This window comes from Stenotrophomonas sp. a6, assembly GCF_030913325.1.
Lineage (GTDB): Bacteria > Pseudomonadota > Gammaproteobacteria > Xanthomonadales > Xanthomonadaceae > Stenotrophomonas > Stenotrophomonas maltophilia.
Window position 1 is genome coordinate 1272532 of record NZ_CP133161.1, and the last position, 17950, is coordinate 1290481.

Genomic DNA, 17950 nt, shown 5'->3' on the forward strand with positions numbered 1-17950 from the left:
CTGCCGGGAGATTGAACTGATGGATGTGCTGCTCGCCAACCCGCGTGGTTTCTGTGCCGGTGTCGATCGTGCGATCGAGATCGTCAAGCGCGCGATCGAAACGCTGGGCGCGCCCATCTATGTTCGCCATGAAGTGGTGCACAACCGCTTCGTGGTCGACGACCTGAAGCAGCGCGGGGCGATCTTCGTCGAGGAACTCGACGAAGTGCCGGACAACAACACGGTGATCTTCAGCGCCCATGGCGTGTCCCAGGCCGTGCGCCAGGAAGCCGAGCGCCGTGGCCTGAAGGTGTTCGACGCCACCTGCCCGCTGGTGACCAAGGTCCACTTCGAAGTCGCCCGCCACTGCCGTGCCGGCCGTGACGTGGTGCTGATCGGCCACGCCGGTCACCCGGAAGTGGAAGGCACCATGGGCCAGTGGAACCGCGAAGCCGGCACCGGCCAGATCTACCTGGTGGAAGACGTGGAGCAGGTTGCCACGCTGCAGATCAACCAGCCGGAAAACTTCGCCTACACCACCCAGACCACGCTGTCGGTGGATGACACGCGCGGGATCATCGATGCGCTGCGCGAGCGTTTCCCGGCGATGCAGGGCCCGAAGAACGACGACATCTGCTACGCCACGCAGAACCGCCAGGATGCCGTGCGCGATCTGGCCAAGCGCTGCGACCTGGTGCTGGTGGTCGGTTCGCCGAACAGCTCCAACTCCAACCGCTTGAGCGAGCTGGCCCGCCGTGAGGGCGTGGAGTCGTACCTGATCGACGGCGCGCACGAGATCGACCCGGCATGGGTGGCAGGCAAGCAGCACATCGGCGTGACCGCCGGCGCCTCTGCACCGCAGGTGCTGGTCGATGGCGTGCTGGCGCGCCTGGCCGAACTGGGCGCCACCGGCGTGGGCGAGCTGGACGGCGAACCGGAATCGATGGTGTTCGCGCTGCCGAAGGAACTGCGCCTGCGCCTGGTCGACTGACCGGGAAGCGCCTCATCCACGCATGGCGTGGATCTACTGGAACTGCTCTGGTGGGTGCGAACTGGCACACGGTGGGTGCAAACCAGCACAAGGTGGGGCGAACCAGCACAAGGTGGGTGCGAACCTTGGTTCGCACGCTTTTTCGCACGCAAGGATGGGCGGCCCGCCCATGACCTTTGGCCATGGGGCAGGGCACGTTACAGGCCTAGCATCGGAAGATTCTCCGCTGTTGGAACCTGCCCGATGAAGACCCGAGCCTTGGCGATGTCGTTGCTGTTCGCGCTGGCGGCCACGCCTGCACTGGCGCAGACCTCGCCACCGGCGAACGCGGTGGCCCCCGGCCTGCTGCGCATCGACGTCGACGCGCGCGATCTGGCCCGGCGCATCTTCAAGGTGACCGCTACGGTGCCGGCCAAGCCCGGCCCGATGACCCTGCTGTACCCGCAGTGGATTCCCGGCAACCATTCGCCCACCGGCCCGATCGACAAGTTGGCCGGCCTGCGCGTGACCGCCAACGGCAAGCCGCTGGCCTGGCAGCGTGACCAGTTCAACGTCTATGCGTTCAAGGTGAACGTGCCCGAGGGCGTGAGCGAGATCGTCGCCCACTTCGACTTCCTGTCCTCGCAGGGCGGCAGCCAGGGCCGGGTGGTGATGACCCCGGAAATGCTCAACCTGCAGTGGAACGCCAATTCGCTGTATCCGGCCGGCGTCGATGCGCGCGACCTGCAGGCGCAGGCCAGCGTGACCCTGCCCAAGGGCTGGTCGTTCGCAACCGCGCTGGAAACCGCGCGGCGCGACGGTGACACCGTGGTGTTCAAGCCGATCTCGTATGACCATCTGGTCGATTCGCCCTTGTTCGCCGGCGAGCACTACCAGCGCATCGATCTCGACCCGGGCGCGAAGGTGCCGGTGCACCTCAATGTGTTTGCCGACGACGCCAAATCGCTGAAGCCGAGCGAGGCACAGATCACCATGCATCGCGCGCTGGTGCAGCAGGCCGACAAGCTTTACGGTGCGCGCCACTACAACCACTATGAGTTCCTGCTGGCATTGACCGACCGCCTCGGTGGCATCGGCCTGGAGCATCACCGTTCCAGCGAGAATAGCGCCGATCCGGGCTACTTCACCGAGTGGGACAGCAACGCGTGGATGCGCGATCTGTTGCCGCACGAGTACACCCATTCCTGGAACGGCAAGTACCGTCGCGGCGCCGACCTGGCCACCACCAACTTCAACGTGCCGATGGGCGACAGCCTGCTGTGGGTGTACGAGGGCCAGACCCAGTTCTGGGGCCAGGTGCTGGCGGCGCGTTCGGGGCTGTGGTCGGCCGCGCAGGCGCGCGACATGCTGGCCAATGTGGCCGCGACCTACGACCGTGGCCGACCGGGCCTGGCCTGGCGGCCGCTGCAGGACACTACCAACGATCCGACCATCGCCCAGCGCCGCACGCTGCCCTACCGCAACTACCAGATGAGCGAGGACTACTACTCCGGCGGCCAGATGCTGTGGCTGGAAGTGGAGGGCAAGCTGCGCGAACTGAGCGGCAACCGCCGCAGCCTGGACGACTTCGCGCGTGCGTTCTTCGGCGTCGGCAATGGCGACTGGGACGTCAACCCGTACACCTTCGATGATGTGGTCGCGACCTTGAACGGCATCGCGCCGTACGACTGGGCGACGTTCCTGCGCGGGCGCCTGGACGGCCACGGTTCGTTGACCGGCGGCCTGGAGCTGGCGGGCTGGAAGCTGGTCTACCGCGATACGCCGAACGACGCCTACAAGGCACAGGAAAAACGCGCCAAGGCGGCATTGCTGGCCTATTCGCTGGGCGCGACCGTACTCGACAGCGGTACGGTCGGCGATGTGATCTGGGACAGCCCGGCGTTCAACGCCGGTCTTGCACCGGGCATGAAGGTGATCGCGGTTGGCGGCCGTGAGTACAGCAGCCAGCGCTTGAAGGACGCGGTGGCTGCGGCAGCGAAGGACAAGGCGCCGATCGTGCTGCTGGTGAAGCAGTTCGACCGCATCGAAACGATGAGCATCGCCTACCACGGTGGCCTGCAGTACCCGGTGCTGGAGCGTATCGCCGGCAAGCCTGACCGCCTCGCAGAATTGTGGAAGGCGCGATGAAGCCACGCGCCCGCGATGGCGTGATCCTGCTGATGGCGATCCTGGCCATCGTCGGCACGTTCCTGCACGGTGACGGGCGCTGGCTGCACTGGCTGGCCAAGCCGACCACCACGCTGCTGATCGCTGCCATCGTCTGGCGCGTGCATGATCCCGCGCAGCCGTTCTATCGACGCGCGGTGCTGGCCGGGATGCTGCTGTCGTGCGTGGGTGACATCGCGTTGATGCTGCCGATGGATGCGTTCGTGCCGGGCCTGGTCGCGTTCCTGCTGGCCCACCTCTGCTACATCGTGGCCTTCCGCGACGGCCTGCGTGCGGGGCGTGGGCTGTTGGCGGCCAGCGTCCTGCTGGCGACGTTTGCCGTGCTCAACGTACTTGGCCTGTGGCCGCACCTGCCCGCACCGATGCGCATTCCGGTGCTGGCGTATGTGGTGGTGCTGGCCTCGATGGCGGTGCTGGCACTGGCACGCCAGTGGCGCCGGCCACAGCCCGCTGCCGTGGAAGCCGGCAGCGCGCGCTGGGCGGCCGCCGGCGCGCTGCTGTTCGTCGCCAGCGATTCACTGCTGGCCTGGGACCGCTTCGCCGGCGGCCTGCCGCTGGCCAGCGTGCTGGTGCTGTCCACGTACTACGGCGCGCAGTACGCCATAGCCCGCTCGGTGAAATAGAAAAAGGGGACGGAGGGGATTAAGTCGCAATCCGCACCAAGGCACATGCGACTTAATCCCCTCCGTCCCCTTTTTTTGTGGCCTATCGGCGGTTCACGCCGCGCAGGGTGCCCTGCGCATCGAACTGCAGGCGCACGGATTCGCGGTCACCGGCGACGTCATCCGGCAGCCACACCAGCTTGCCGCCTTTGCGCACGATCACGTAGACGTGGCCGACTTCGGATGCGGGGTTCTGCAGCGCGTCGCGTTGTTCCTGCAGTGCCTGCGCCACGCGCGGCACGGCCTCGAAATCGATGCTGGCCAGGGGTGTGCTGCTGCGCTGCAGGCTGATGGTCGGCGCGAACTGCTGCGGGTTCACCGGATTGCCCTTGCGCCACTGGCCACGTTCGAAGTGGTAGCTGTCGACGTGACCCGGCTGTTGCGGGTCGACCAGATCGAGGTTGATGCGGCCATCGTCGTAGAAGTGGATGCTATGGAAGACCGTCAGCCTCTGGCCAGCCAGTGCCGGCAGCTGCTCCAGTGCCTGGCGCGCAGCCTGCAGGTAGTCCGCATCGAACAGGCGATTGTTGCGTTCGGGCGCCGCAGCGGTACTCGCCGCGGGGAAGGCGGCCGGGGACGGCACAAGCGATGCGGGTTGCTCGCGCGGCGACTGAGACGAGACGGAGGGTGGCAACCGGTCCGGCTGTACCGAATGCCCCAGCGTTTCGCTGATGGTCTGCACCGCGCCGCCGGCAACGGCCACGCCCGCCAGAACCAGCAGCAATACCAGGAACACGGCGCGGGTGGAGGGCGGCTGTTTCATACGCCCTCCAGGCGCACGTTGCCACGGTCATCGGGGTCGTACAGCAGGGTCACGGTTTCGCGCGGGATGTTGGCTAGATCGATCAGCGGGATGAAGCGGCGCACGCTCACCTGCTGTACGCGGCCGTCACGATCGGTGTACTCCAGCTGGAACTCCACCTGCGGCTGTTCGTTGAGGTAGGTGCCGGTCTGACGCACCTTCAGCACCCTGGCCTCCACGCCGATGCCGCGGTACTTCAACGCGTCGCCGCGCGCATCAGCCTGCAGCAGGCGGCCAAGCAGGCGCAGCCCCAAGATGTACCCACACAGCACCAGCGGGCACACCAGCAGCGGGTGGCCGAAGGACAGGAAGGTCCAGCCAAGACCCTCGCTCTGCAGCCGGTAGGCCGCCACATAGGCAGCGGCTACCAGGAAGATGCAGAGCGCTGCGCCGATGCTTCGCCGCCACAGGCTGGCGACATCCAGTTCGGGCTGGGCACCGTCCAGTACCACGTTCGGGAACGCGCCCGGCACCTGGCTCAGGCGTGCATCGACGTGCCTGCCGACGCCGAAGCGCTGCAGTTGCGGCTTGCTGTCGACCACCAGCAGCTGTTCGCGGATCGGCGTGCCGGACAGGTTCTTGAAGGACAGCTGCAGTTTCCATTGCGCGAAGCCACGCACCTGTACGCCGGTCTGTTCAGCGTGTTCGATCAGCGCATCGCGCGGCTCGCCATCGGCGAGGATCGAGCGGACGCGATGCAAGGCGCGCGGTGGGCCGAGCAGCAGGAAATGCAGGAACGCGAACAGCAGAGAGAGCCATGCAGCCAGCGACAGCACAAGCAGCAGCAGGGACAGCCATGGCGCGCTGCGATCAGCCAGCGCCACCGGCCAGGAGGTTCCGAAATAGAGGATGCAGGGGAAGGGCAACGCGAAGAACAGCAGGAACGCGCCCCAGAACCAGAGATAGGCTTTCATGGGGAAGGTGGCAGACCGGTGGAACAGGCCGCGTAGCGTACTACGCTCAGCGGAACTGCAGGGTAAGCAGGTAGTAGCGACCCAGTGGATCGTCCAGCCCCGGCATCTGCCCACCATTGCCGACCAGGTAGTTCACCGGTTGCGCATCAAGCACGTTGTGCACGTCCAGCGCCGCGATGACGCGTGTGCCCAGACGGCGCGCCAGGTGCAGGTTCCAGCGCAGCTGGCGCGGATTCATGCAGTGGTTCTGTTCGATCTGCCGCTGCGGGCACTCGGCGCCGGGCAGCCATGCGCGGGTGCGGCCCACCTGGTTGCCGCGCAGGGCGATGTCCCAGTTGCTGTTCTGCCATTGCACGTTGAGGACCGCCGCCATCTCGGGCGTGACATGCCCGCGCAGGTCGATCGCCGGCTCATGGTCCCGACGGCGGCGCAGCTCCTGCTGCTTCAGCGCGTCCAGCGAGAACAACCACTGGCCGGTGCTGCCGGTGTCGACCCGGTATTCGCCACGCAGCACCCAGTTGCGGGAAGTGGTGCGGCCGATATTGTCGAACGACAGGCGGAGGCTGCTCAGGTTGCCATCCTCATCCAATTGCCAGGTGTCACGGTTCCACACGGCATCGGCCGGTTGCAGCGCGAGGATCTCGTTGCGCAGCTCGACGATGTTGTGGGTCAGCGAAAGCGAGAACGCATCGCTGGGTGACCAGGTCGCCGCCAGCGAATGGCTGCGTGAGCTCTCGGCCTTGAGCGCGTTGTTCTCCTCCACATCCGCAGTGACCACGCAGCGGCCGTCCGGCTCGCTCTGTGCACAAGGTGGCAGTGCGCTTGAGACGGGCAGGGTAAGGGTGCCGAACTGTCCTGGCGGGCGGCGCTGTTCGAACAGGCTGGGCGCGCGATAGCCGCGGCCGCTGGCCAGCAGGAACGACCAGTGCGGTGTTGGCGTCCAGCGCAGGCCGGCACGGGGCGAGAATGCCGTGTAGTCGCCGTCGTAGTCCCAGCGCGCGGCCAGGTCCATGCGCAGTTCCGACGTGAGTGGCAGGCCCAGTTCCGCATACGCGCCGCCACTCTGCCGCGACAGGCGCCGCTGCTGCTGCGGCAGCCCCAGTGCCAGATCGCCCTGGCTCAGCAGGGTGTCCGGGTGCGACGTCCAGCGTTCATGGCGCAGATCGATGCCGGTAGCCAGCTGCGCATTGCCGCCCCGCATCGGCATCAATGCGCGCTGTATGCCCCACCAGCCCTGCCACTGCTCGGTAAGTCCACGGTTGCGGATCGATGGGAACAGCGAGGTGGCTTCATCGGCGGGCAATGCATCGAAGCCTGGCAGGAACCTGAGCGACTGCGCCGCCTCGATGAACGGTTCGGCGCGCACGGTGCCCGGCGTGGCCAGGGTGACGTCGCTGCGCTGCGCGCTGATGCCGGCGTCCCAGCTGTGGCTGCCCTGGTCCCGGCCGATGCCCAGGGTGAGATCGGCGTCGGTGGCACGTACCTGGGGACGCACATTGCCGGCTTCGCGCAGGACGCTGTTGAAGGTGTAGCCGTACAGGCCGAGGGCGACGGCGGTCGGGCCCAGATCGAAACGCTGCCGGTTGTGGCTGGCGCGGGCTTCGGCATAGACGTAGCGTCCCTGGCCACGCTCATGCCGGTAGCGCAGATAGGCCGAGGCGGTATCGGAGGCCGGTTGAAGCGAACGAGGGCGCGAACTGTCGAACCAGCAGGCGCCATTGCGTCGTTTCAATGGTCCGTCGCAGCGCGTAGCGGGCCAGTAGTCGCTATCGCGGAAGGCGCCGATCAGGTACTGCGACGTCTCTGCGTGCCAGTCACGCTGGTCCCCCGCCAGGTGATCGACGCGATGCAGGTCGATGCCTGCGAACCAGCGGTCGCCGCTCCCGCGCAGGCCTCCGGTGGCGGCCTGCACGCGGTACTGGCCAGCGTCGCCACGACTGCTCAGACCGGTCTGCAGCGTTGCCTCCGGGCCGTCGGCCTGGTCGCGGAGGATGATGTTGACCACGCCGGACATGGCATCGGCACCGTAGATGGCCGAAGCACCGCCGCGCACCAGTTCGATGCGTTCGACAAAGCTGAGTGGAATGCCGCCCAGGTCGGTGAGCCCGCCCTGTTCCAGGGACACCATTGGATAACGGGGCAGGCGCCGGCCATTGACCAGGAACAGGGTGGCGCGCGGTCCCATGCCATCCAGGCTGGTGGTGGCGGCCGCACCGACAGGCAGGTACTGCGAATCGCCACTGCGTGCGCTGCTCATCGCTGGCAGCCCGTTCATGCCGGGCAGGTGTCGCAGCAGGTCGAACAGGCTGCCGTAGCCACTGCGCAGGATATCTGCGCGATCGATCGTGGTCACCGGCAGGGTGGTCTGCACGGAGGTGCGCGGCAACCGGCTGCCGGTGACATGGATCGGCGCCAGGTCCACCTGGGGGGGCGACTGCGGGGGCATGCGCGGGCGCGGCGCCACCGTTGCCGGAACCGGCGGCGCGACGGCGGGCGCGACGCGGATGCGGCGGACCACGAAGCCACCGGACGGTGTTCGAAGGATGGTCACCGGCATGCCGGCGACCAGTTGTTTCAGGGCCGATGCTGGATCGGCCTGGCCATGGGTGCCGTTGGCATGGAGCCCCGCCAGTTCCCGGGCATCGAACACCAGAGCGATGCCGCTTTGCCGTGCCCATTGCTGCAATGCCGAGGGCAACGGGCCAGCGTTGATGCGGTAGTCGTGGGTGGCAGCCGGATCGCCTGCGAGGGCGGCAGGCGGCGCGGCGACCAGCAGCGCCAGGCACAGCAGGGGGCGGAGCAGCCCCCACCGCAGCGCGCCTGGTCCTGCCATCACCGCAGGCCTCCTCAGTACGTGCGGCGCAGTTCCAGCGCGCCATCCGGGCGCGTCTGGCCAGCAATGGACCAGCCAAGTTCCAGCGCGGACAGCAACTCCTGTGCGTCGCCTGCGCGGAACGTGCCGCTGACTGCCAGATCGGTGATCTCCGGGTCGGCGATCACCAGCGGTGCATGGCCATAGCGGTTCATGCGTTCGACCACGATCGACAGCGGGGTGGCATCGAAGACCAGCTGCCCATGCAGCCAGCCCTCGGCGGCTGCCGTGGAGGACAGCGCTGGACCGGGCTGGATGCGCCCGGAGGGGAGTACCTGCAGTTGCTGGCCAGGGGCCAGGGTGTGCTGGGCGGCGCCGTTGCTGACTTCCACCGCACCCTCCAGCAGCGCGACCTCGACCAGGCCATCGTGCAGGCGCTCGACCTGGAAGGTGGTGCCGATATCGCGGATGGTGCTGGTGCCGGCGCGCAGCTGCAGTGCTTTGTTCGATGGCGCGACCTGCAACTGCAGGCGGCCGCGTTCGAGGTCCAGCTCGCGGTGGCGCCAGCCAAAGCGTGCGTGCAGCGTCGTGCCGGCATCGAGCATGGCTACGCTGCCATCGGGCAGGGTCAGCCGCTGCGCCTGATGCGTGTCATTGGCAAAGCGCTGCGGGGCTGGGTTGCCATCCACCGCTACCATCCAGCCCACGCCGATGGCCAGGCAGATACCAGCGGCCGCGGCCGCGGCAGGCAGCCAGCGGCGTCGGGCAGGCCGTGCCGCACGCGCCGCAGCCGTCCGCAGCCATGGGTCCGCAGCCAGGCCCTGGCCTTGCTGGAAAAGATCTTCGGCCTGCGCCCAGGCTTTGACATGGGCAGGGTCTTCAGCCAGCCAGTCTTCGAACGACTCGCGTTCGGCAGGGGTGCAGTCCGGGGCCTCCAACCGCGCTACCCAGGCGCTGGCGCGTGCGAACAGCGAGGCGTCTTCCGTGTGCCGGTGGCTGCTCATTCGGTATCCCCGTCGTTGTGCAGCGGATCCGGTCCCAACTCCTGGCGCAGGCCCTGCAGGGCGCGGGCGATGTGTTTTTCCACGGTCTTGGCTGTAATTCCACAGTGCCGCGCGATCTGCGTATAGCTCATGCCGGTGATCCGGTTGAGCAGGTACACCTCGCGCGCACGCTCGGGCAATTTGAAAAGGGCCTGCCGCAGCAGGGACAACATCTGCCCGGACTCTGCCTGGCGCAAGGGGTCCGGCGACGGGCTGGTGGGCTCGTCGTGACCATCATGCTCGGCCAGTGACAGGTGCGGTCGCGACTGCGGCGATCGGCCGCGATCGGCCAGGCGATTGCGCGCGATACGATACAGCAGCAGGCGCAGTTCGTCGGTGCCGTGCGCGCGATAGCGGATCAGCCGCTCCATGCAGTCCTGCGCGATGTCCTCTGCATCCTCCGGCCCGACGCCCCGTGTGCGCAGGAACGCGCACAGTGGCGCGCGTTCCTCGCGTACGAACGCGATGAAGGCGTCCGCAGGCGCGGGTGGCTCCGGCGCGTGGTGGATCAGGGGGGACGGAACGGACAGGGCTGGCCTCGGCTGACGTTGACGGGTGCGCCTTCGAGTTTTACGCGACGATGACCGGATGGGGAAGAGTGTGTGGTGCCCCCTCTCTCATTGTGAATGCATTCATTTTTTCCGGCCGACCGGGCTGGGGGAGATTCCGGCGCTTTGCCGTTTGACTCCTTACCCGCGTGTTGCGGGTGGAGAGAGAGAACGTATGAAGCATTCGAAGTTGAGCCTGGCCCTGGCCGGGCTGATCGCCGTTGGCGCCATCGCGGCGGCTGATGACGTCATGGCAATGAGTTATCACGTGCAGGGGGATCGCATCTTCCTGAGCGGCGGGGTGACCTACGCCGATGTGGTGTCGTTGCCCGCGTTGCTGGCCAAGGCACAGGCCGAGGGCCGGCCGATCCGCGAAGTGGTGCTGCGCACCTCCAATGGTGGCGCGCTGATCGCCGGCGAGTGGCTGCAGGGCGTGATCCGCACGTCCGGCCTGAACACCATCGTGTCCGGCCACTGCATTTCGTCCTGCTCGATCATGCAGTCCGGTGGCGTCGAACGCTATCTGGCCGGTGATCTGCCGATCGTCGATTCGGTACAGATCCACGCGGCCAGCAACAGCGGCAAAGTGATCTACACGCCGTCGCCGCGGATGACCCAGATCTACACCGGCAACTACGGCGGTGGCATCGATGCCGGGCTGCTGCACAAGGCCATGTATGAAGTCGTGCAGCCCAACGGCCTGCTGGTGTTCCGCGATCCGGCGCGCACCACGGGTGCCTCGGTCACTTTCGATCCTGATGGCAGCGGCAGCAAGCTGGAGTCGTTCCCGGGGCAGGACATCTACAGCAACAGGGTCATCACCGCCAAGGGCTACCGCGATCCGGGCGATACGTTGAATGTCACCGCCAACGTGAGCGGCGACATCAACCCGGGCTACCTGCGCACCGGTCGCCAGCTGCAGACCTTCGTCGATGATGACTTCGCGCGCTGGAACACCAACTGGCAGTCCAGCTACATCAACCTGGCGCAGAGCATCTACAACGCGTCCAGCAATGGTCCGCAGGGCATCGGCGCGAACTCGGTACAGGACTACCAGAACGATCCCACATACAAGGCCCTGCTGCTGTCCAAGCTGCGCCTGGGCGACCTGGATGCGTCCACGCTGGACAACTCCATGGGCGTGATCCGCGTGACCAGCGGCGCGACATGGCGGACCTCCGCGACCACCGGTGCCGACTTCATGCTGGTCGACAACGGCACCATCGCACTGGAAGGCGGCGCCCTGCGCGCTTCGGAGGTGCGGGTAATGGGCGCAGGCATGCTGGTCGGCAATGGTGACGTGGCCGGCACCGCTATGGATCTCAGTGCGCTGGCCAGCGGTACCCGCCCGTCCTGGCGCGAGGACGGCTTCAACCGCCTGCGTGTGTACGGGACCCTGATGCCGCGCGGCGGCGATCTGGTCACCCATGGCTACGTCAACATCATGCCGGGCGGGAAGGTGCTGTTCGATGTGACCGAGAACGGCGGGGCGGGCAGTGGCCGCCTGCGCGTAGGCAGTTTCTTCGACAGCAAGCAGACCGACGGCGCGCTGGTGATCTCCAAAGGGGCCTTCCTCGAACTGAACGTGGCGCAGGGTTACTACGGCCAGGACTTCCGCCGTGACCTGGTGCAGGGCCCGATATACCAGGGCGGCTTCGAAGAGGTCGTGCGTCTGGGTGACACCGGCTACAGCGCCAGCATTACCGGCGGCGAAGTGTTCCGCCCGCGCCACAACTCGCTGCTGAGCTTCAACGTGAAGCAGGCCGCTGACGGCCTGTGGCTGACCGCCAACCCGGGTTTCGACCAGCTGGGCCTGTTCACCAACGGCACTTCCGGCGATGGCTTGGGCCGCGCGCTGGCGGCCGCTTCCGATCGCAGGGATGGTGGCCTGAAGTCGCTGCTTGGCGCCCTGCAGTTCGCCGACCGTGACGTGATCGCACAGCAGGCCGGTGCCCTGCGCGGTGACGCGCACGCGACCCTGCGCCTGGCCGACAACGCATTGGTGGGCAGCATCGGCAACGTGGTGCAGCAGCACCAGGCCGCGATGCGCAGTGGTGGTGATGCCGACGGCCTGGCCTCGCAGGCCGCGCAATCGGTGTCGGCGCAGCCGGGCATGCGCCACGGCAGCCTGTTCAACCAACTGGCCATGCATCTGGTCGAGCCGGCGGCGGGTGGCGGTGAAGGCAGTGGCTCTGGTCGCAACCATGGCCTGTGGGCGCGCGGTTTCGCCAGCCACGGCCGCATCGATGCCGACGGTGGCGTGGCAGGCTTGAGCCATAACATCGGCGGCATCGTCGTCGGCGCCGATACCCGCGTTGCCGATGACCGCGTCACCCTGGGCGTCAGCGTGGCAGCGGCGGATATGTCGACCAAGGGCCGCGACGGCTCCGACTTCAGTGGTGACGTGCGCGCGCTGGACGTGGGCGGCTACCTGGACGCGACCTATTCGCGCGGCTATCTGTCGGCGGCGGTGCGCTACACAGACCTGCGTCACGACACCCGCCGCAGCGTCAGCGGTATCGATGGCCTGCAGCAGCCGCTGCGTGCCAAGTACAGCAACGATGCGATCTCCGCGCGGGTGGAGCACGCGTTCTCATTCACCACGGGCAAGGGCCTGGTGATCCAGCCGCTGTTGCCGGTGGTGGACTACGCGCGTACCTCGGCCACGCGCTTCAATGAAGGGCAGGGTGCGGGTGCACTGGTCGGTCGCAGCGGCAGCCTGGAGAGCATCCGCGTGGGCGCCGGCCTGCAGCTGTTCAGGACCTTCGAAGGCAACAACGGCGAGCGCATTACCCCGCGTGCCCGCGTGGTCTGGCAGAAGGAACTGGGCGACTCGCAGGCGCGCTACAGCACCGGCTTCGCCGCAGCACCGGATCTGGTGTTCGGGGCAAGCAGCCAGGCCGTGGGCGAGCAGGTGCTGGCCTGGAACCTGGGTGTGACCAGCCGCGCCAGCGAACGCCTGTCGATCATGGCCGACTACGTGGGCGAGCGTCGTGACGGGCAGATCCAGAACGGCGTGATGCTGGGGCTGGGTTACAAGTTCTGAGTGGCACAGGGCACCGGCGATGTTCGCATCGCCGGTGCCATCCCCACGGACGCGTGGCTGCGGTATGGTCGGCATGGCATTCCATCCAGGTTCTTCCATGCAGATCGCCGTCTTCAGCGCCCGACCCTACGACCGCCGCTTCCTGGACGAAGCCAACCAGCGCGATGCGGCGGGGCAGGGTTATACGTTCGTCTACTTCGACGCCGCGCTGGATGTGCATACCGCAGCGCTGGCACAGGATTGCGCCGCGGTCTGCGTGTTCGTCAACGACCGGCTGGATGCGGCGGTGCTGCGTGCGCTGCACGCGTTGGGCGTGCGTGCGGTGCTGCTGCGCTGTGCGGGCTTCAACAATGTGGACCTGGCCGCTGCAAAAGCGCTGGGCCTGTTCGTCGCCCGGGTGCCGGCGTATTCGCCCGAGGCCGTGGCCGAGCATGCGCTGGCGCTGGTGATGACCCTCAACCGGCAGACCCATCGCGCCTACAACCGCGTGCGGGAAAGCAACTTCATGCTCGATGGCCTGCTCGGGCGCACCCTGCATGGACGCACGGTCGGCATCGTCGGCACCGGCAAGATTGGCCTGGCCACCGCGCGCATCTTCAAGGGTATGGGCTGCACGGTGCTGGGGCACGACCCGTACCCGTTGCCGGCCTTCGCGGGTATCGGCGAGATGGTGGCGCTGGATGAACTGCTGGCGCGCGCTGACATCGTCTCGCTGCACTGCCCGCTGACGCCCGATACCCAGCACCTGATCAATGACGCCTCGCTGGCGCGGATGAAGCCGGGCGCGATGCTGGTCAACACCTCGCGCGGCGGATTGGTGGATACCCATGCAGTGATCCGCGGGCTGAAGTCGCGCCGGCTCGGCCACCTGGCCATCGACGTGTACGAGCAGGAAAGCGCGCTGTTCTTCCAGGACCTGTCCGGCGAGATCATCGACGACGAGGCCTTCCAGCGCCTGATGACCTTCCCCAACGTGCTGGTGACCGGCCACCAGGGCTTCTTCACCGTGGAGGCGCTGCAGGAGATCTCGGCGATCACGCTGGGGAACCTGCAGGATTTCGCGGCTGGGCGGGTGTGTGCCAACCGGGTAGAGGCGGACTGAGCCGGGTGGATTGACCGCCGGGGCGCCCAGCCCGTAAAATCGCGGGCTCCGCCGGAATAGCTCAGTTGGTAGAGCGGCGCATTCGTAATGCGTAGGTCGCAGGTTCGACTCCTGTTTCCGGCACCAGTTGTAATGAAAAGCCCCGGCCTTGGTCGGGGCTTTTTTTATGCTCTGGTAGTGCCGGCCGCTGGCCGGCAACCCCAGGAGTGCCAGCCCATGGCTGGCAGGTCGCGATTTCTGAGTCTCGCGATCTACCCGCCCCTCCGGCTTCCCAGGCGCTTGGCTCCTTGCACAGTTCCTGACCTGGCAACTGCAGCCGGTCATTCCTGTGCTATGAATACCCAGCCTTGCTTCAAGGCTCTTTTAGAGATTGGAAGGATGCGCAGGTTCGGGGGAACTGCAGGCGGCGTGTTTACCCGCTTCAGGAGATGTGGAGATCGAATTCGCAAGCTGGGGGCATCAGGCGCCTGGCTGTGTTGTGTGCTGCTGATCGGCCTTGGCCTGTCGCCAACCGCAGTCGCCCAGACCACTGTGACGTACATCCACACTGACGCCCTGGGCTCGGTCGTGGCTGAGAGCGATGCCAACGGCAATGTGATCAAGCGCTATGACTACGAGCCGTACGGGGCCGTGGTGGGAGGTCAGGTCACGGACGGGCCGGGGTATACCGGGCACGTGAGCGACTCGGCAACGGGCCTGATCTACATGCAGCAGCGCTACATGGATCCGCAGTTGGGGGTGTTCCTGTCGGTTGATCCGGTCACGGCGTATGAGCAGCCGGTGGGGCAGTTCAACCGGTATAAGTATGCGAACGGGAATCCTTACAGGTTCACGGATCCAGATGGGCGAATCGTCAAGTACGCATTTGAAGGCGGAGCGACGCTGCGTGATGGTGCTGCCGTGCTCAACCATTGGATGAAGTCAGAAACCATCAGCTCTGAACTGAAGCAGATTCTCCTATCCGATGAGACCTACACCATACAGTTCAATCGCAATGGTGATTTTGGATATGACGAGAACAAAAGAATCATCAGCATTGATGTCACCTCTGGACTTCGCGTCAAATCCTCCGGGGAGATCCAGTCTCCTGCTCTGGGGGGCGGTCACGAGGTGAGCCATGCTGCCCAGCATGATCGGGTTGGATTGTCCGCTTTCCAGGCTTCGCTTGTTGCGCCACAGTCCAACTCGGAGAGCAACGGCGTGATGCAGATCCGAGTCGGCGTATCTTCGGAGGAGGCGCGGGCTACGGGGGTGGAGACCCGGGCCGCGCGTGAGCTGGGGGAGCCTGCCCGGAAGAGCTACAGCGACACGAACGGCACGGTTAATGTCTGCTCCCCCACCAGCAATCGGGAGTGTTGAATGAACCGCGTTCTGATGCTTGCGTTGGCCTTGTCCAGTGCCTCATGTCGCGCCGGTGAGGAGCTCCCTGGGCCTTGCCAGGCGGCAAGCAGTCCGGTGGAGTCCATTGCGCCGGTCGTTTCCGCCGCGACTGAGATGCAGGTGCGTGGCTCTGTCGTGGCGACCGTCGTCGTTGAAGAGGATGGGCGGGTGACAAATCCCGTCATCACGCGGTCACAGTTTGAAGCGCTGGACCGGGGGAGGGTCGACAATGCTGCTTATGAGCGCGCAGCCTTGGTTGCCGTGGCGAAGTGGCGTTTCCCTCCGGTCCCATCCCGCTGCACCAGGAAGGTCACATTCGATTTCCAACGTCTGGATTGAATGAGCCCGGTCAACCTGCTGAAACAGCAACGGCAGCGAGCAGGTGTTGAAGACCCTCATCGAGGACGACAAGAGGAAATGATCATGCGGATTGCTTCTTCAGTCGTCATTCTGGCCGCCTCGCTGCCGGCTGCAGCATCCGCTGCGCCACCTGTCTCTGTGCCGCAGGCCTGCGCGCCGACCTACTGCATTGAGGTCGGAGCCACGTTGCCCGACCGGCCGGTGACGATCCGGGTTGAATCGACGGTTCCCGCAGACGCCTCGACGACAACGGTGGACATGGGGCGTGGATTTTCAATTGGCTTCCATTCCCGGTATGTCGAATGGAAAGCCGGGCGAATGGGCCTTCCGCCCGCGCGATGGACACCAGGCAAAGCCAAGGCGAGCGCGGCAGCTTGCCTGAAGTGTGGCGCGCCGGGCTGGAATGAAGTCATGGGCATTGCCATGACCGGCATCCCCGAAGACTATGGCAATGACCTTTCCGGTATCAGTGTCTGCTTTTGGCCGCTTGATCGTTCATCGGCAGGGCACGGGGACGGCAAGTCCCTGCGCCTTGGGGAGAAGGTCTGCATCGCAGATCCGGCCCCGAGGCGCTGAGCAGCACGTCTGCGCGGAGTGCTGTCTCAATAGGCAAGGTCGAAATAGTAGATCTTCTTTGCTCCGAACACGCCGCAACCTTCGCTGGTGAGTGCGTGGAAGCCGATCGGTGTCCGCGATGACGCCGCCGACAGGATGGCCGCGTACTTTTCCCGTCCGGATTTGTCGCTGGCAAGATCGATTGTCCAGCGCCCGTCGGAAGCACACTCGTTGTTGGTGGGCTGGCCTTCCAGCCACACGGAAACGAACGTGGATTCGACAACCAGTTTGGTGATTTTTCCGGTCTGGTGTGTATCGGCCCATGCGCTGCCGGACAGCAGCAGTGCACCGAGTGTGATAGCGAGCTGTTTCATGTCTTCCCTGCAGGCCCGGGGCATCAAGCCCTATATATAGCGCAGCAGGTGCCGGATCTGATGAGCACGAGCATCACCAGTTGCCGCAGATAGCCGCCGATCACCCCGGCCAGCACCCCGGCCGCGATCCGCATGGCCAGCCGGAACCATCGCCCGGCGCGTTCCCGCAGCCAGGGCAGTACCACCGTTACCTGTGCAGCCAGCAGCAACATCACCACATCCATCCCCAGTGCATCGATCAGCGACAGCAGCGGCAGCAGGTCGGGATTGCAGGCCAGTACAAGCAACAACACGCTGCACAGCAGCGCGAAGGCGCGGCGCCCGGTGGGCAGGGTGGTCCAGCGCAGTAAACGATCAATCAGGGGCATGAATCTTCTGCTCCTTGTCAGAGCGGTGCTCGCAGGCGGTCATTCCGCGCGGACGGGCTGCCGCAGCACGGTCTTCAACCGCGCCGCGTCGGTCCTGCGCGGGTCGCTCAGGTAGATCTCATGATGGGGGCCGGCAAAGGTGTAACCCAGTGCGGGCATCAGTTCGTCGTGCAGATGGGCCAGGGCCGGACCCTCGTCATCGTAGGCGCCTACATGCAGCGTCTGCAGGCAGAGGCCTTCTTCGAGAATTTCGTGGCGAAGGCTGGCTGGAACGTCGCCCAGTTTCTTCGCCGCCTTGGCAATGGCAGCCTCCAACTGCGCTGGACTGATCCCATCCGGCGTGCGGATCATCGCCGTCCACCTCCACTCATCCTTGCGGCGTGCCACAAAGCTCGACGGATCCTCGGCGGTCCAAAGCGCTTCCAGCGGTGGCACCACGTAGTCCTGGCCTCCGGCCTTCAGGGCGAACTTCAGTGCATAGCTCACCGAGTACAGCCATTGCACCGCCTGCAGGTAGGCCGGGGCAGTGTTCGGGTCGCCGCGACCATCGACCATCAGGTAGGGCAGGGGCGGTACATCGACCGGTACGAACTGGCCGGCGGGCGGGTGATAGAGTGCCCGGTCGCGCTTCTTGAAGTCGATCTTGTCCATCGGGGCCTTCCTCCTGTGCCGAGCATCCCATGCCAGGCACCCGTCAGCACGCCTGAACCGATTCAGGTGACTTTGCCGAACGAGGGCGAACGGCCCGCGAACGTCCAGGGCCGGAATGCCGCCCTGGGTCATGCGCCCCGTCATGCCCGCGCGGTGCGACAACGTGTCGCAGCCAGAATCGGGCCTTTCCTGCGCTC

16 protein-coding genes and 1 tRNA gene are annotated in these 17950 nt (G+C 66.0%); 9 read left to right on the forward strand and 8 right to left on the reverse strand.

Translation table 11 applies throughout. From position 1 onward, the window contains the following. Positions 1-19 precede the first annotated feature (19 nt). The 3 genes from ispH (at position 20) to Q9Q79_RS05950 (ending at position 3759) form a co-directional block, all read left to right on the forward strand. Positions 20-970, forward strand: a complete 951-nt coding sequence (gene ispH, locus Q9Q79_RS05940) for a 4-hydroxy-3-methylbut-2-enyl diphosphate reductase (protein ID WP_005408565.1) — start codon at positions 20-22, stop codon at positions 968-970. A gap of 243 nt (positions 971-1213) precedes the next feature. Next, positions 1214-3097 (forward strand): M61 family metallopeptidase, encoded by a 1884-nt coding sequence (locus Q9Q79_RS05945; protein ID WP_201863650.1) that lies wholly within the window; start codon positions 1214-1216, stop codon positions 3095-3097. Continuing rightward, a complete protein-coding gene (locus tag Q9Q79_RS05950; RefSeq protein WP_099530003.1) occupies positions 3094-3759 on the forward strand; it encodes a lysoplasmalogenase in 666 nt (221 codons plus the stop codon). Before Q9Q79_RS05945 ends, Q9Q79_RS05950 begins: the two co-directional genes overlap by 4 nt. Before the next feature lie 82 nt (positions 3760-3841). Here Q9Q79_RS05950 and Q9Q79_RS05955 read toward each other — a convergent pair whose 3' ends face one another. Genes Q9Q79_RS05955 through Q9Q79_RS05975 form a run of 5 tightly spaced genes read right to left on the reverse strand, consistent with a single transcriptional unit; the run spans position 3842 to position 9806 of the window. Further along, a complete protein-coding gene (locus Q9Q79_RS05955; protein WP_012479510.1) occupies positions 3842-4561 on the reverse strand; it encodes a hypothetical protein in 720 nt (239 codons plus the stop codon). After that, positions 4558-5514 (reverse strand): hypothetical protein, encoded by a 957-nt coding sequence (locus Q9Q79_RS05960; RefSeq protein ID WP_065183108.1) that lies wholly within the window; start codon positions 5512-5514, stop codon positions 4558-4560. The genes Q9Q79_RS05955 and Q9Q79_RS05960 overlap by 4 nt, the downstream gene beginning before the upstream one ends. A gap of 46 nt (positions 5515-5560) precedes the next feature. After that, complete coding sequence (locus tag Q9Q79_RS05965) at positions 5561-8347, reverse strand: TonB-dependent receptor (RefSeq protein WP_201863648.1); 2787 nt, start codon at positions 8345-8347, stop codon at positions 5561-5563. Between the two features lie 14 nt (positions 8348-8361). Continuing rightward, positions 8362-9330 carry a FecR domain-containing protein gene (locus Q9Q79_RS05970; RefSeq protein ID WP_005408571.1) on the reverse strand — a complete coding sequence of 323 codons (969 nt, stop codon included), beginning with the start codon at positions 9328-9330 and terminating at the stop codon, positions 8362-8364. Continuing rightward, complete coding sequence (locus Q9Q79_RS05975; protein WP_229295556.1) at positions 9327-9806, reverse strand: RNA polymerase sigma factor; 480 nt, start codon at positions 9804-9806, stop codon at positions 9327-9329. The genes Q9Q79_RS05970 and Q9Q79_RS05975 overlap by 4 nt, the downstream gene beginning before the upstream one ends. A gap of 286 nt (positions 9807-10092) precedes the next feature. On the opposite strand from Q9Q79_RS05975, the gene Q9Q79_RS05980 reads away from it, so the two are divergent. The 6 genes from Q9Q79_RS05980 to Q9Q79_RS06005 all read left to right on the forward strand — a co-directional run bounded on the left by Q9Q79_RS05980 (position 10093) and on the right by Q9Q79_RS06005 (position 16381). After that, on the forward strand, positions 10093-12963 hold the full coding sequence (locus tag Q9Q79_RS05980; protein ID WP_201863647.1) for an autotransporter outer membrane beta-barrel domain-containing protein: 2871 nt from the start codon (positions 10093-10095) through the stop codon (positions 12961-12963). Positions 12964-13060: 97 nt separating this feature from the next. Further along, on the forward strand, positions 13061-14065 hold the full coding sequence (locus tag Q9Q79_RS05985; RefSeq protein WP_060379975.1) for a 2-hydroxyacid dehydrogenase: 1005 nt from the start codon (positions 13061-13063) through the stop codon (positions 14063-14065). Positions 14066-14115: 50 nt separating this feature from the next. Then, positions 14116-14191 (forward strand) — tRNA-Thr (locus Q9Q79_RS05990). A 252-nt stretch (positions 14192-14443) separates the two neighbouring features. Then, positions 14444-15424, forward strand: a complete 981-nt coding sequence (locus Q9Q79_RS05995) for an RHS repeat-associated core domain-containing protein (RefSeq protein ID WP_224481940.1) — start codon at positions 14444-14446, stop codon at positions 15422-15424. Then, a complete protein-coding gene (locus Q9Q79_RS06000; protein WP_024957469.1) occupies positions 15425-15784 on the forward strand; it encodes a TonB family protein in 360 nt (119 codons plus the stop codon). Beyond that, the gene (locus Q9Q79_RS06005; RefSeq protein WP_062606747.1) at positions 15785-16381 is read left to right on the forward strand and encodes a hypothetical protein; all 597 of its coding nucleotides are present in this window, start codon (positions 15785-15787) and stop codon (positions 16379-16381) included. A 26-nt stretch (positions 16382-16407) separates the two neighbouring features. Here Q9Q79_RS06005 and Q9Q79_RS06010 read toward each other — a convergent pair whose 3' ends face one another. Genes Q9Q79_RS06010 through Q9Q79_RS06020 form a run of 3 tightly spaced genes read right to left on the reverse strand, consistent with a single transcriptional unit; the run spans position 16408 to position 17753 of the window. Further along, positions 16408-16734 carry a hypothetical protein gene (locus tag Q9Q79_RS06010; protein WP_005408578.1) on the reverse strand — a complete coding sequence of 109 codons (327 nt, stop codon included), beginning with the start codon at positions 16732-16734 and terminating at the stop codon, positions 16408-16410. 23 nt (positions 16735-16757) lie between these two features. After that, positions 16758-17102, reverse strand: coding sequence for a hypothetical protein (locus tag Q9Q79_RS06015; RefSeq protein WP_062606749.1), 345 nt, complete (start codon positions 17100-17102; stop codon positions 16758-16760). A 39-nt stretch (positions 17103-17141) separates the two neighbouring features. Further along, positions 17142-17753: a GyrI-like domain-containing protein gene (locus Q9Q79_RS06020; protein ID WP_012479522.1), complete on the reverse strand. Its 612-nt coding sequence runs from the start codon at positions 17751-17753 to the stop codon at positions 17142-17144. Positions 17754-17950 lie beyond the last annotated feature (197 nt).

Coding starts and splice junctions, on each gene's coding strand:
- Q9Q79_RS05980 (WP_201863647.1), top strand. CDS start 10,093: ATGAAGCATTCGAAGTTGAGCCTGGCCCTGGCCGGGCTGATCGCCGTT.
- Q9Q79_RS05955 (WP_012479510.1), bottom strand. CDS start 4,561: ATGAAACAGCCGCCCTCCACCCGCGCCGTGTTCCTGGTATTGCTGCTG.
- Q9Q79_RS05970 (WP_005408571.1), bottom strand. CDS start 9,330: ATGAGCAGCCACCGGCACACGGAAGACGCCTCGCTGTTCGCACGCGCC.
- Q9Q79_RS06020 (WP_012479522.1), bottom strand. CDS start 17,753: ATGGACAAGATCGACTTCAAGAAGCGCGACCGGGCACTCTATCACCCG.
- Q9Q79_RS06010 (WP_005408578.1), bottom strand. CDS start 16,734: ATGAAACAGCTCGCTATCACACTCGGTGCACTGCTGCTGTCCGGCAGC.
- Q9Q79_RS06000 (WP_024957469.1), top strand. CDS start 15,425: ATGAACCGCGTTCTGATGCTTGCGTTGGCCTTGTCCAGTGCCTCATGT.
- Q9Q79_RS05965 (WP_201863648.1), bottom strand. CDS start 8,347: ATGGCAGGACCAGGCGCGCTGCGGTGGGGGCTGCTCCGCCCCCTGCTG.
- Q9Q79_RS06015 (WP_062606749.1), bottom strand. CDS start 17,102: ATGCCCCTGATTGATCGTTTACTGCGCTGGACCACCCTGCCCACCGGG.
- Q9Q79_RS06005 (WP_062606747.1), top strand. CDS start 15,785: ATGAGCCCGGTCAACCTGCTGAAACAGCAACGGCAGCGAGCAGGTGTT.
- Q9Q79_RS05995 (WP_224481940.1), top strand. CDS start 14,444: ATGCGCAGGTTCGGGGGAACTGCAGGCGGCGTGTTTACCCGCTTCAGG.
- Q9Q79_RS05950 (WP_099530003.1), top strand. CDS start 3,094: ATGAAGCCACGCGCCCGCGATGGCGTGATCCTGCTGATGGCGATCCTG.
- Q9Q79_RS05960 (WP_065183108.1), bottom strand. CDS start 5,514: ATGAAAGCCTATCTCTGGTTCTGGGGCGCGTTCCTGCTGTTCTTCGCG.
- Q9Q79_RS05945 (WP_201863650.1), top strand. CDS start 1,214: ATGAAGACCCGAGCCTTGGCGATGTCGTTGCTGTTCGCGCTGGCGGCC.
- Q9Q79_RS05985 (WP_060379975.1), top strand. CDS start 13,061: ATGCAGATCGCCGTCTTCAGCGCCCGACCCTACGACCGCCGCTTCCTG.
- ispH (WP_005408565.1), top strand. CDS start 20: ATGGATGTGCTGCTCGCCAACCCGCGTGGTTTCTGTGCCGGTGTCGAT.